The sequence below is a fragment of the Flavobacterium sp. GW823-FHT04A11 genome (assembly GCF_058796535.1).
Genome location: NZ_CM179503.1, coordinates 1,493,406 through 1,507,974, shown reverse-complemented (window position 1 = coordinate 1,507,974; position 14,569 = coordinate 1,493,406). Strand labels below are relative to the sequence as shown.

The 14,569-nt window shown below is 35.3% G+C and carries 8 protein-coding genes; 5 read left to right on the top strand and 3 right to left on the bottom strand.

The features are described from left to right. Positions 1-156 precede the first annotated feature (156 nt). Positions 157-762 carry a hypothetical protein gene (locus tag AC3QL1_RS06585; RefSeq protein WP_492496166.1) on the top strand — a complete coding sequence of 202 codons (606 nt, stop codon included), beginning with the start codon at positions 157-159 and terminating at the stop codon, positions 760-762. Positions 763-801: 39 nt separating this feature from the next. On the opposite strand, the gene AC3QL1_RS06580 is transcribed toward AC3QL1_RS06585, so the two are convergent. Further along, the gene (locus AC3QL1_RS06580; RefSeq protein WP_492496164.1) at positions 802-1,536 is read right to left on the bottom strand and encodes a porin family protein; all 735 of its coding nucleotides are present in this window, start codon (positions 1,534-1,536) and stop codon (positions 802-804) included. Positions 1,537-1,727: 191 nt separating this feature from the next. Between AC3QL1_RS06580 and AC3QL1_RS06575 the strand changes: the two genes are divergently transcribed. From AC3QL1_RS06575 to AC3QL1_RS06560, 4 genes are all read left to right on the top strand, one after another. Then, the gene (locus tag AC3QL1_RS06575; protein ID WP_492496162.1) at positions 1,728-2,081 is read left to right on the top strand and encodes a hypothetical protein; all 354 of its coding nucleotides are present in this window, start codon (positions 1,728-1,730) and stop codon (positions 2,079-2,081) included. Positions 2,082-2,236: 155 nt separating this feature from the next. After that, on the top strand, positions 2,237-4,444 hold the full coding sequence (locus AC3QL1_RS06570; RefSeq protein ID WP_492496160.1) for a TonB-dependent receptor: 2,208 nt from the start codon (positions 2,237-2,239) through the stop codon (positions 4,442-4,444). A gap of 176 nt (positions 4,445-4,620) precedes the next feature. Then, positions 4,621-6,729: a prolyl oligopeptidase family serine peptidase gene (locus AC3QL1_RS06565; protein ID WP_492496158.1), complete on the top strand. Its 2,109-nt coding sequence runs from the start codon at positions 4,621-4,623 to the stop codon at positions 6,727-6,729. A gap of 174 nt (positions 6,730-6,903) precedes the next feature. Further along, positions 6,904-7,896 carry a Gfo/Idh/MocA family protein gene (locus AC3QL1_RS06560; protein ID WP_492496156.1) on the top strand — a complete coding sequence of 331 codons (993 nt, stop codon included), beginning with the start codon at positions 6,904-6,906 and terminating at the stop codon, positions 7,894-7,896. A 528-nt stretch (positions 7,897-8,424) separates the two neighbouring features. Here AC3QL1_RS06560 and AC3QL1_RS06555 read toward each other — a convergent pair. Together AC3QL1_RS06555 and dnaE are read right to left on the bottom strand one after the other, a co-directional pair. Continuing rightward, a complete protein-coding gene (locus tag AC3QL1_RS06555; RefSeq protein ID WP_492496155.1) occupies positions 8,425-9,378 on the bottom strand; it encodes an outer membrane beta-barrel protein in 954 nt (317 codons plus the stop codon). A 177-nt stretch (positions 9,379-9,555) separates the two neighbouring features. After that, the gene (dnaE, locus tag AC3QL1_RS06550) at positions 9,556-14,100 is read right to left on the bottom strand and encodes a DNA polymerase III subunit alpha (protein ID WP_492496154.1); all 4,545 of its coding nucleotides are present in this window, start codon (positions 14,098-14,100) and stop codon (positions 9,556-9,558) included. Between the last annotated feature and the right edge of the window lie 469 nt (positions 14,101-14,569).

The following is a 14,569-nucleotide window of genomic DNA, read 5'->3' as shown; positions in this document are numbered from 1 at the left end:
CCACAGATTTTTATTTATTAAATCTGCCAAAATCTGTAGAAACTGCGTGAAATAAATATTACGCATACTTTAAAAATAAAAATTCGTGCTAATTCGTGAAATTCGTGGCAAAAAAAATTATTTCCTTATATTTGTGAAGACCTCAAATTAAAGATTTTGAAAAAAATACTCCCGATATTCTCCTATATATTGCATCCGATTTTTATATCGATGTATGCTACTTTGTTCTATTTGTTTTGTAAAGGCGATATTTTTACAAATCAGGAGAAATATTATGTTTTGTTTCAAATTCTCATTATTACGATTCTTGTTCCTATATTATTTTTTATGCTTTTAAAATCAACGGGGCATGTAAAATCGGTCATGATTCATGAAACAGCTCAGCGAAAAATTCCGCTTATTCTGCAATGTTTTCTGTATATTTTATTGGTAAAAAGAAGCATTGTTATTGCAAGATATCCGGAACTTCATTTCTTTTTTCTGGGCGCGTTATTCAGTACAATTCTGGCTTTGGTTGCCGCACTTTTCAAAATAAAGGCAAGCTTGCACATGATGGCCATCAGCGGATTTACAATTTTTGTAATTGGGATGAATATTCATCTACAAATGCAAAATCCTTATTGGACTGCTTTCATGGTTTTGCTTACGGGAATTGTAGCTTCGTCACGCCTTGCTATGGAAGCTCATACGAATAAAGAACTTCTTCTTGGTTTGGCACTTGGCGTATTTCCGCAATTATTGTTCTTGTATTTGTGGTTATAAATTTGACAAATGAAAAGCTTTATGTTTGCGGTTAAAAAATTACAAAATGTAAAATATCAATCCCGCATTCAGCGTTCTCACATCAATATTTTGCCCTGAAGTAGTTTGTACATTTTTAAACAAAGGATTTAAACCATAATTAAGGTAAACATTCCAGGTATTATAACCCACAGCAAGATAAACGCCGTATTGTATTTTATTAATATCGCGATTATTGTTAACGGTATATTTCTCTTCTCCCGTATCTACAACCGATTTATTAGAGAAAACATAACTTACTTTAAATCCACCGTAAATTCTCCAAAACCTGTAGCTTTCGTAAGTCGAATTTCTCCAGCGAAATTCTATCGGAAGATCGACTAAATATTGCCTGTATCGATTTGATTTAATATCATTATAATCGCTCACTTCATAAGCCAAAGCTCCGTCTGGCAGTTGAGAAATAGTCAGGTTTTGGAAATAATTCTGATAACTCAATCCCAAACCTGTGGCAATAGCAACAGTTCTCTTTTTATTAATGGGCATATCGCGCAAAAATCCGGCAGAAAGTCCGGCAGAAAATTTATTTTGCTTAAGATCTTTCGGAATCTGTGTTAACAAATTATAGGTAATCGAAAAGTAAAACTGATCTTCACGATACAGCGAATCGATTTTTACAATGGGTTCTAATTTAGGTTTTGTTTCTTCTTGCGAAAAAACATTAAAAAACGACATTAAAAATAAACAACTAAAAAGGAATCGCATATCGTATTTTGGTTTTAAGTAGGTTTTCAAGTAAACGTTTTTTAGAGTTGATTTATTTCACTTACAAATATAATATAATGCCAGTTCAGGAAATAAAAAGAACGTGATTATTCTATTTTTCACGGCGAATATTTTCTTTTACTGCACTATTTTCAATAAAAATGGAATAGAATCAAAAAAACAAACTGATTTTTCAATGCTCTTTTATACCTTTGTCCTGCATGAAAAAAAGACAGCTCATATTAAGTGTCTCCCTGGCGCTGACAGTATTGTTCTCAATATTGTTTCAGTCCATACACAGTTATGAGCATATTGTAAAACAGCTTTCAGAAAAACAATGTCATCACGATTATAGTGATCCAAGCGGCGAAATAACGCACCAGCATCATAATTATGATTTGTGTTATGTTTGTCATTTTGCTTTTGGAAGTTATATTGTTCCTGAAGAATTCTCAGTTCAGTTTGGTACTTTTCACAAAGAAATTCCTTATTTCTTTGCCTTTTCAGAAAATATTTTTTCGTTTTCAGGAAGTGCTTATTTATTGCGCGGACCCCCACAAACTATAGTTGCTTAAATTTCGAACACTCGAAATAAAACCTAAATCTTTTAATCAATTCAAAAAACCTTGAGTTTCCCAATCTTGACATGATCAGGATCGGAAAGCTTTACTGTTATTCTTGTTTTTGTTTTTAAAAGAAAAAATCAAATTAACTATAGCATCATTTTCAAATGAAAAAAATAATATTAGCCCTTATTTTAGGGTTTTCGAGCCTGCTTTCGGCTCAAAATTCTGTTTCAGGAACGGTAACAAATCTTGAAAACCAACCTTTAGCAAACGTTTCTGTTTACGCACCTGAATTGCACAAAGGCACAACAACGGATGAAAACGGAAAATATGAATTCAAAAATCTTCCAAACGGAAGTTTTAGACTTGCTTTTACGCTTGTTGGATATACAACTCAAAATAAAACCATTGCTAAAATATTAAAAGAAAATACTTTAGATGTAATTCTGACTGAATCTGTTTTTGAAATGGATGAAGTTGTGGTTTCAACTCCTTTCAACAAATTGCAATCGCAAAATGTGATGAAAGTAGAACACGAAAGCATTAAAACATTACAGCAAAAAGGAACTTCGACTTTGATTGAAGGCTTGGCAACGATTCCTGGAGTTTCTCAAATTTCAACCGGAACTTCTATTGGAAAACCTGTTATTCGCGGACTTAGTGGAAATCGTGTTTTGGTTTATTCTCAAGGTGTTCGTATCGAAAACCAACAGTTTGGAGACGAACATGGTTTAGGTTTAAACGATGCCGGAATCGAAAGTGTTGAAGTTATAAAAGGCCCGGCATCTTTGTTATATGGTTCTGATGCGCTTGGCGGTGTTTTATATTTTAATCCCGAAAAATTTGCAGATGCGAATACATTCAAGGCTAATTTCAGTCAAAAATATTTTACGAATACACAAGGAAGTAATTCATCAATTGGATTAAAAACTTCAACTGATAACTGGAAATTTCTGGCTCGCGGAAGTTTCAACACACACTCAGATTATAAAATTGCCGATGGTGATCGCGTAACGAATTCACGTTATAACGAAACTGATTTTAAAACCGGAATTGGCTACAGCAACTCTAGTTTTTCGAGTGTTTTGAGATACAATTACAATAAACTGGATATTGGTATTCCTGAAGATGGAATTGCAGAACAGTCTTCTAGCAAAGACACACAATTTCCGAGACAGGGAATTTTCAATCATTTATTGAGTTTAAACAATGTGATCTTTTTCGAAAATTCAAAACTGGATGTTGATTTAGGCTATATTGCCAATGACCGAAGCGAGTTTGAAGACAGCAACGATGCTTCTTTAAGAATGAAACTGAATACTTTTAATTACAATGCAAAGTATCATTTTCCGAAATTGGGTAAAATTGAAACTATTTTGGGTGTTCAGGGAATGCATCAAACGAACAAAAATTCTGGTGAAGAATATTTGATTCCAGATGCAACAACGAATGATTTTGGAGTTTTTGGAACTGCAAATTACGAATGGAATAACAGCGTTTTACAAGCCGGTTTGCGTTTTGACAACAGAAATATTACTTCTGAAGCACACGGAACGGAAGGCGAAGAAGGTTATTTTGAAGCCCTTGATAAATCTTTTGACAGCTTTAATGCTTCTTTAGGATATAAAACAAAACTGGCTGAACCTTTGACGCTTCGACTGAATATTGCAACAGGATTTAGAGCGCCAAATCTGGCTGAGTTAACTTCAAATGGTGTTCACGAAGGAACAAACCGTTACGAAATTGGAAATAGCGATTTGAAAACAGAACAAAACGTTCAGACTGATTTAAATTTAGAATATAAAAACACGCATTTTGAGTTTTTCATCAACGGATTTTACAATCATGTAAACAATTATATTTATACTTCGCCAACAGGAGAAACGCTGGATGATAATGATGTTTTTGCTTACGTTCAGGATAATGCAAAATTATATGGAGGTGAAGTTGGTCTGCATTTTCATCCGCATCCTCTTGATTGGCTGCATTTTGAAACGAGTTTTGAAACTGTAACAGGTAAAAAAGACAACAATGATTATTTACCTTTAATTCCGGCAAACAATTGGAACAACACGCTTAGAACTGAATTTAAAATCAAAAACTGGTTCGAAGAAGGATATGCTTCTTTAAACGTTTCTTCGACTTTTGACCAGAAAAATGTGAGTGGTTTTGAAACCGCTTCAAACGGATATACTTTGGTCAATTTAGGTTTTGGAGGAACGGTAAAACTTGGAAAAACTGCTTTTGACGTAAACCTGAACGGAAACAATTTATTCGATAAAAAATATATTGCACACCTTTCAAGATTAAAAACAGACGGTATTCCAAATATTGGAAGAAACATTGTTTTAGGTGTGAATTTCAACTTGTAAAAATTTAACCGCAAAGTGCACTAAGATTTACGCAAGGTTCGCAAAGTTATTTGAAACGGCTTTGCGAACTTTGTGTTTTTATAAAGGCTGGTTAATTAAAAAACTTTGTGTGCTTTGCGGTAAATTTATATTCAACAAAAAGTCCTATTTTTGTTATAACTGACAAACCAAAAACTATGAAAAAAACAATTCTTATAATGGCTATAACTACTGCAGGAATTTCATTTGGACAAAACACGATAAAATATCCAGAAACTAAAAAAGGAGAAACTGTTGATGTTTATTTTGACACAAAAGTAAGCGATCCTTATCGTTGGCTTGAAGACGATAAATCGGCAGAAACCGGTGCTTGGGTAAAAGCAGAAAATGAAGTTACTTATGCGTATTTAGATAAAATTCCGTTTTGTGAAGAACTAAAAAAACGAATGGAGAAACTGTGGAATTATGAAAAAATAGGTGCTCCGTCTATCGAAGGAAAGTTTACTTATTATTCTAAAAACAACGGACTTCAAAATCAATCGGTTATTTACAGAAAAGATGAAAAGGGTAAAGAAGAAGTTTTTCTGGATCCTAATACTTTCTCTAAAGACGGAACGACTTCGCTTGGAAGTTTAGATTTTTCTGAAGATGGAAATAAAGCTGCATATTCTATTTCTGAAGGCGGAAGCGACTGGAGAAAAGTGATTATTATTGATGCTTTGTCTAAAAAAGTTGTAGAAGATACTTTAGTAGATATCAAATTTAGCGGTATTTCATGGTTAGGAAATGAAGGTTTTTATTATTCAAGTTATGACAAACCGAAAGGAAGTGAATTATCTGCTAAAACAGATCAGCATAAATTATATTTCCACAAACTTGGAACTTCTCAAAAAGATGACAAAGTTATTTATGGAGCAGATCAAAAACGCAGATATGTTGGCGGTTACGTTACAGAAGACAATCATTATCTGGTAATTACTGCTGCAAATTCTACTTATGGAAATGAATTGTACATCAAAGATTTAACCGTTGCAAATAGTCCGATTGTAACTATTGTGGACAATTTTAATGGTTCTCACACTGTAATTAACAATGAAGGAACCAAGTTGTTTATAGAAACCGATTTGAATGCGCCAAACGGTCGCGTGGTTGCGGTTGATTTTAGCAATCCGAAACCGGAAAACTGGAAAGATTTTATTCCGGAAGCCAAAGATATTCTATCACCTTCAACTGGTGGCGGATACTTTTTTGCCAATTATATTAAAGATGCGGTTTCGTTTGTAAAACAATACGATTACAACGGAAAACTGGTTCGTGAAATCAAACTGCCTGCCGTAGGAACTGCCAGTGGTTTTGGTGGAAAAAAGAATGACAAAGTATTGTATTATAGTTTTGCAAATTATACAACTCCGGGATCGATTTTTTCTCTTGAGCCAAAATCAGGTAAATCTGAAGTCTATGAAAAACCGAAAGTAGATTTTAAAAGTGAAGATTATGAGTCAAAACAAGTTTTCTACACTTCAAAAGACGGAACAAAAATCCCGATGATTATCACCTATAAAAAAGGAACAAAACTGAACGGCAAAAACCCGACTATTCTTTACGGTTATGGTGGATTCAATATTAGTTTAACTCCTGCTTTTAGTATTTCGAACGCCGTTTGGATGGAAAATGGCGGAATTTATGCGGTAGCCAATTTAAGAGGCGGCGGTGAATACGGAAAAAAATGGCACGACGCCGGAACGAAATTGCAAAAACAAAATGTATTTGATGATTTTATCGCTGCTGCGGAATATCTAATTGCGCAAAAATATACTTCATCTGATTTCTTAGCGATTCGCGGAGGTTCTAACGGAGGTTTATTAGTGGGCGCCACAATGACACAACGTCCTGATTTAATGAAAGTGGCTTTACCGGCCGTTGGTGTTATGGATATGTTGCGTTACCATACTTTTACAGCCGGTGCAGGTTGGGCTTATGATTACGGAACTGCCCAGGATAATAAAGAAATGTTTGAATATTTAAAAGGTTATTCTCCGGTTCAGAATGTAAAAAGCGGTGTTCAATATCCTGCAACTATGGTTACAACGGGAGATCATGACGATCGTGTGGTTCCTGCTCACAGTTTTAAATTTGCTGCTGAATTACAGGAAAAACAAACAGGTCCTAATCCGGTTTTGATTCGTATTGATGTAAAAGCCGGTCACGGTGCAGGGAAATCTGTTGCTGCTTCTATTCAGGAAAATGTAGATATTCAGGCGTTCACGCTTTACAATATGGGATTTAAGGCTTTACCGAAAAAGTAAAACTTTAGTCTAAAATTTTTAGCCACGAATTCACGAATTTTTTTGTGAGTTCGTGGTTTTCTTTTTGCTATGAATTTCACGAATTTTTTATTTTAAATCTGCGTGAAAAAATAATTCGTGAATTCGTGGCTAACTTTTTTTCTCTTAAATTTGAAATAACTAAAATACCAAAAAATGAAAATTGTAAAATGGGGAATTATAGGCTGCGGAAATGTAACTGAAGTTAAAAGCGGACCAGGATTTCAAAAAGCACCAAACTCAGCATTAGTGGCTGTTATGCGCAGAGATGCGGCTCTTGCCGAAGATTATGCAAAACGCCATAATGTGCCAAAATGGTATTCGAATGCGATTGATTTAATCAACGATCCTGAAGTTGATGCGGTTTATATTGCTACGCCTCCGTCCTCTCATAAAGAATATACTATTTTATGCGCCAAGGCCGGAAAACCGGTTTATGTCGAAAAACCAATGGCTTTGACTTTTGAAGAGTGCAACGAAATGATCAGCGCTTGCAAAGAACATAATGTTCCGCTATTTGTGGCGTATTACAGAAGAAGTTTACCAAGATTTTTAAAAATAAAAGAAATAATAGATCAGAATAAATTAGGCAAAATAAGACATGTAAATTGTGTTTTATACCATCCTTTTGAAGCGCGTTATGATGATGATATCAATTTACCATGGACAGTTTTACCGCATATTTCAGGCGGTGGAATTTTTGTTGATTTGGCTTGCCATACATTAGATTTTCTGGATTTTGTTTTAGGTCCGATTAAATCGGTTCGCGGACATGCAACTTCACAGCTTCTTGCCTATCCTGCCGAAGATTCTGTTTCGATGTCATTTTTATTCGAAAACGGAATTCACGGAACCGGTTTGTGGAATTTTGCCAGTTTTGAACGTTATGATAATACCGAAATTGTAGGTGATAAAGGAAAAATTTCTTTTTCAACTTTTGGAAATGATCCAATTCATATTCAATATGCAAATGGCGAAAAGGAAAGTATTACGATTGAAAATCCGCTTCATATTCAACAGCCTTTTATAGAAACTGTTGTTGCTGAAATTTTAGGGAATGAAGGTGTTTCTCCATCAAAAGGGACTTCTGCCGCGAGAACAAGCTGGGTTATTGATGAAGTTTTGAAGGAGTTTAGGAATTCGAAATAAACCTTACATTTTTTGAATTGCCTCCAGCTTTAGCTGGAGATATAAATTTGCAAAAGAAAAAGGCTTTAGCCAAACACGCACATTATGGCTAAAGCTTTTTAATATTGATTCTTCAACCTCCAGCTAAAGCTGGAGGCAATTCAAATTCTTGTCTAAAATAAATATTCAAAATTATTATTGCAATTGACGGATTATCATACAATCTTGTCATTCCGAGGAACGAGGAATCTCCGTAAGAAACTCTGCAAGGAAATTCGCCAATCTTTGTCGAATTACTAGTGTGATTTCTCCCTTCGGTCGAAATGACAAACTAAACGAAAGCATCCTTATTAAAATGAATTCCCTAGCCCCGATAGAAGTGAAAATCCTTTTGTACCGGGGTTCGGCACAAAAGATTGCAGCGTATAGCGGGATTAGCTCCTGAAAAAAATTGGGTTTATTAGAAACCGAAATGACATAAAACCACAAAAAAAGAGGATATTCAAAATGAATATCCTCTTTTTTATAAGTATAAAATTTCTTTAGAAATTATAGGCTGTATTTAAGACCTACCGTTAATCCTAAACCAGAAATTCCAACATAAGAACTTAATTCATCCATTGCATCATTTGGACGAGTAGTATCTTTTGTATCTGTTGTTGCTGTATTTGGATTAAACAAAGGATTGTTAGAATTAACATCTAATCTATCTCTGTAATTTGTATGAATTTGAGAAGTTGTTCTGGTTGCTAGAGCATCTTGTCCGTTTACTGTAAAATCAGTTGTTTCTTTAGTTTTTCCGTGTACTGTAAAGTTACGGTATTCTAATTCTGCAAAAGCAGAAATATGTTTTCCTAATTTATAAGAAGTCCCTACTGCAGCAGAGAATCCTAATGTTGGATTTGGTTTTACTTTATCAACACTGTGAACATTTCCAAAAACAGGCGCACCAGTATTTGGATTAACTCCAACTGGAGCATATGCATCAGAAGTAATTTCTAAATCTCCATGAATAGGAACTAAAACTCCAACTTTTGTATATGGCTCAAAACCATGAGATTCTCCTAAAAACATAACAAGTGCAGGAGCAATATCAAATGCAGTAATTTCACCTACTGATTTAAAATTATATGTACCAGTTGCAGGAATATAAGGTACATCAGTTGTAGTTTGTGCCATTGTTTTAGAATTACTTGAATAGTAATTTGCTCCTAACTCAACTCCTAAACGAGTAGAGAAACGGTAACCAGCAGTAATTCCAGTTCTAAATCCTTGTCCAAAAGAACCTGTAATACTTCTTTCAGAAACTAATTTTCCTCCTACGTAATTTCTATCTAATGCTGCATTTCCACCAACTGTTGGAAATTCAGTAGAAGCTGTTTGATTAAAATATGATCCTCCTAATTTAAAATACCAGCTTTCTGGTTTATCTGCTTTTTCTGTTTGCGCCATTGTGGCCATAGAGCAAACTAATAATCCTAATAAAAATAGGTTCTTTTTCATAATTCTGATTTAATTAATTTATACAAATTTAGAATTTTTTAACACGTTCTATATATCTGCATTGTTAGACTTAGTACGAAAACGTTGTAATTTTGGGCAATATTACTAAAAAAGTATTATGCATGCATATTTTTAACTTAAAAAAAATATATTCTTCTAAATTTTAACTGTTAAAATTTAGTTCAGCTTAAAATTTACCTGCATTTTTTCCAATTCCTGTAATAACTCTGCTGAAATTTTGACTTTTAATCTTCGGCTTGGCATCGTTAATTTGGTTACAACCTTTATTTCTTCTACTTCTTTAACTTCCTGCATTTTAGTTTCACTTAGAGCCACATCGTTATCGTCATTTTCATTTTCGTCAACAAAAACAGCATCTTCTGTTTCTTCAAACTCATTGGTGGTTTCTACCTCGACCAAACGTTTTATTTTTTCTAATTCCATGATTTCAAATGTCACAGAATTATCTCCTTTATTATCATTAAATAAATGACTTAATTTATGGATAAACTCGGTTTGTAAATCTTTTATATTTAGTAAAACAATTAGTTTTTTGGCAAAGGTTTCTAAAACATCCTGCAATTGTTTTACCTCAACAAATTGCATTCTTGGATCTGATTTTTTACCTGTATCATGATTTACCCAACCATCTTTTATCAGGATTTTAAGGTACGCAAAATTATTCTGAATCAGGAAATGACGGAACTTTAAATATTCTTCTCCGAAAATTTTAAACTCAAAACTTTCATCATAACCTTCTAAATTAAATACCGCCCAGCCTTTTCCATTTTTGGCCACACGATGCTGAACGTTATAAATGATTCCGGCAAAAGTTAGATTTTTTCCGACATATTCATTCATACTTTTAAGCGCTTCCAATCGGGCGTTGCAGAAGTATTTCATTTCAAATCTAAAATCATCAAGCGGATGTCCGGAAAGGTAAATTCCAACAACTTCTTTTTCTTTCGCCAGTTTTTCCATCGTACTCCAGTCTTCGCACGGAGGCACAACCGGCTCGGCAATTTGTACTTCACTGGCTTCTCCAAACAAACTTACCTGCGATGAATTTTCATTTTCCTGAAACTTCGATCCGTAACGCATTGCTTTTTCGTAAAAGGTAATTCCGTCGCCATCATCGTGAAAATATTGTGCTCTTGTCGTTCCTTCAAACGAATCAAAACCTCCGGCAAGTGCCAGATTTTCAATTGCTTTTTTATTGGCAGCACGCAAATCTATACGTTTCGCTAAGTCAAAAATCGATTTATATCTTCCGTCTTTTCTGTTTTCTACAATAGTGGCTACAGCTCCTGAACCAACACCTTTAATGGCGCCCATTCCAAAACGAACGGCATAATTATCATTTACCGTAAATTTATAGTACGACTCATTTACATCCGGACCTAAAACTTCTAATCCCATACGTTTACATTCTTCCATAAAAAATGATACCTGTTTAATATCATTCATATTATTCGAAAGAACTGCCGCCATATATTCTGCAGGATAATGTGCTTTTAAATACGCTGTTTGGTAGGCAATCCAGGCATAACAAGTCGAGTGCGATTTGTTGAAGGCGTAACTCGCAAATGCTTCCCAGTCTTTCCAGATTTTCTCCAGAATTTTGGCATCATGGCCTTTTTTTGCGGCTTGTTCCACAAATTTAGGCTTCATTTTATCCAGAACGTCTTTTTGTTTTTTACCCATCGCTTTACGCAAAACGTCGGCTTCACCTTTTGTAAAGTCTGCCAGCGATTGCGACAAAAGCATTACCTGCTCCTGATAAACCGTAATTCCGTAAGTCTCTCCTAAATATTCCTCACAGGCATCTAAATCGTATTTGATTTCTTCTTCACCGTTTTTTCTTCTTACGAAAGATGGAATATACTCCAAAGGTCCCGGGCGATATAAAGCATTCATGGCAATTAAATCTCCAAAAACTGTTGGTTTCAGATCTTTCATGTATTTCTGCATTCCGGGTGACTCGTATTGGAAGATCCCAACCGTTTCTCCTCTCTGGAAAAGCGCATACGTTTCTACATCATCAATCGGAAAAGTATCGGGATCCAGATCAATTCCGGTTCTGTATTTTACCAGTTTAACGGTATCTTTTATCAGCGTTAGGGTCTTCAGACCCAGGAAGTCCATTTTCAGCAATCCTGCACTTTCTGCAACCGAGTTATCAAACTGCGTTACATATAAATCAGAATCTTTTGCGGTGGTTACAGGAACGAAATTCGTAATATCCGATGGCGTAATAATAACTCCACAGGCGTGAATTCCGGTGTTTCGCATAGAACCTTCCAAGATTTTTGCCTGCTGAATTGTTTCTCCTGCCAAATCATCTTCATTGGCAATGGCGATTAATTCTTTTACATTATCAAATTCATCAGAACGAAGGGCTTTTTTAACATCCTCTTCATTTTCAGAAATAAAACGCGCCAGATTCCATTTTGAAGGCATCATGGCCGGAATCAATTTTGCAATTCTGTCGGCTTCAAATAAAGGTAAATCCAACACACGCGCCGTATCACGAATTGCTGATTTGGTTGCCATTTTACCATAAGTGATAATTTGCGCAACCTGATTTTTTCCGTATTTGTTGATTACGTAATCCATAACACGACCACGACCCTCGTCATCAAAATCAATATCAATATCGGGCATGGATACACGATCAGGATTCAGGAAACGCTCAAAAAGCAAATCGTACTTAATGGGGTCAATATTGGTAATTCCCAAACAATAAGCAACGGCAGATCCCGCTGCAGATCCACGTCCCGGCCCTACCGAAACGTCCATATTTCTGGCCTCGGCGATGAAATCCTGAACGATCAAAAAGTAACCCGGATATCCTGAATTCGAAATGGTTAATAACTCAAAATCCAGACGTTCCTGAATCGATTCTGTAATTTCACCATATCTTTTTGCTGCACCCACCATTGTAAGGTGACGCAGGTATTTATTTTCTCCACGAACTCCGCCATCGGCTTCATCTTCAGGAACTATAAATTCTTCCGGAATATCAAATTTAGGAAGCAATACATCACGATAAAGCGAATAGGTTTCGACTTTATCTACAATTTCCTGAATGTTAATAATCGCATCCGGCAAATCAGCAAAGAGTTTTTTCATCTCTTCTGATGACTTATAATAGTATTCCTGATTCGGTAATCCGTAACGATATCCACGGCCACGGCCAATTGGCGTCGCTTGTTTTTCACCATCTTTTACACACAATAAAATATCGTGGGCATTGGCATCTTCTTTATTTAAATAATACGTATTATTGGTTGCAATTAATTTTACATTGTGTTTTTGAGAGAATTCAATCAGGGTTTTGTTTACACGATTTTCATCTTCCTGATTGTGGCGCATTACTTCCAGATAAAAGTCATCGCCAAATTGTTCTTTCCACCAAATCAAAGCTTCTTCGGCTTGGTTTTCACCGATGTTCAGAATTTTACTCGGAATTTCTCCGTATAAATTTCCGGACAAAACCATGATATCTTCCTTGTATTTTTCAATGATTGCACGGTCAATTCTCGGCACATAATAAAATCCATCAGTAAAAGCTATTGACGACATTTTTGCCAGATTGTGATACCCGTTTTTGTTTTTGGCCAATAACACAACCTGATTTCCGTTGTCTTTTTTACTTTTATCTAAATGGTTATCGCAAACATTAAATTCACAGCCAACGATGGGTTTTATTTCGGTTTCTGTTGGTTCTTCACCAGCTTCAACCAAGGCTTTATTTTTTCCCGATGCTGCTTTATTGTGATTCATAACCGCGCTCACAAAATGGAAAGCTCCCATCATGTTTCCGGTATCTGTCATGGCAACTGCCGGCATTCCGTTTTTGGCTGTAGCCGCAACAATATTCCCAATTCCTATTGTAGATTGAAGAACCGAAAACTGTGTGTGATTGTGTAAATGCGCATATTTTGCGGCTTTAAAATCTGCTCTGTCAGAATCAGAAACCGTAGTTTGTCTTTCTTCAGATTGTAAAGCTTTAATTTGCTCTCTGATCTTATCAGAAGCCGCTTTTAAATTGATGTGTTTTAATCCAATTAATGGGAATTCCTGCGGATTTCTCTCTTGAAATTCCTTAAAATATTCTTTCGGAACATCCAGTTCTTCCTTGGTAAAAACTTCTCTTCTTACTAATTCAAGAAAACAACGCGTAGTTGCCTCAACGTCGGCAGTCGCGTTGTGCGCTTCTGCAAAAGGTTTATTAAAAAGATATTCGTGTAATTCTGTTAGAGTTGGCAGTTTATATCGCCCTCCACGACCTCCAGGAAGCTGTAATAATGAAGCCGTAACTTCGGTACAAGTATCTAAAACCGGCATTGAAGCCATTTGAGAATCAACGCCCATTCTATGAAATTCGGCTCCCATAATATTAACGTCGAAACCTAAATTTTGTCCAACGATAAATTTGGTTTTGCTTAAAGCGATATTAAATTTCTCCAAAACTTCCGCCAATGTGATTCCATCGGCTTCCGCCAATTCAGTCGAAATTCCGTGAATACGCTCAGCATCATAGGGAATATTAAATCCGTCAGGTTTAACCAAATAATCCTGGTGCTCGATCAATTGTCCCATTTCATCGTGAAGCTGCCACGCGATCTGAATACAGCGAGGCCAGTTATCAGAATCGGTAATTGGCGCATCCCAGCGTTTTGGTAATCCGGTTGTTTCGGTATCGAATATTAAATACATAGAATTAAATAGCAAAAATTAAGTTCCAAATTCCAAAACTTTTTCCAATATAAATTACTGATTATATGGATTATAAAAATTTGCTTTATGAAAAATGGAGGAAGTTCAAATTTACGCTTTTTTTAGAGAAATAACGAAGCGAAAGTTGTTAACAAAAGCATTAATTAAAACCCATCGCATGCAATTCATAAGAGTTCAATTAAACACATAGAAACATAGATTTCATAGATATAAAAAAGCATAAATAAAGAAACATATTTCTTTCTCATAGTCCCGAAGCCTCGGGATGTATTTTAAAAAAGCGAAATGCCTTATTATATCTATGAAATCTATACTTCTATGTGTTAAAAAAAATTAGGCTAAACGAATTTTGACAGCAAAACTTCGATTATTCATTTTGGATACTCATTGCACCAAAATGAACACTTTTAAACTGCACTGTATCCTGAACTTTGCCTTATCAATTTAA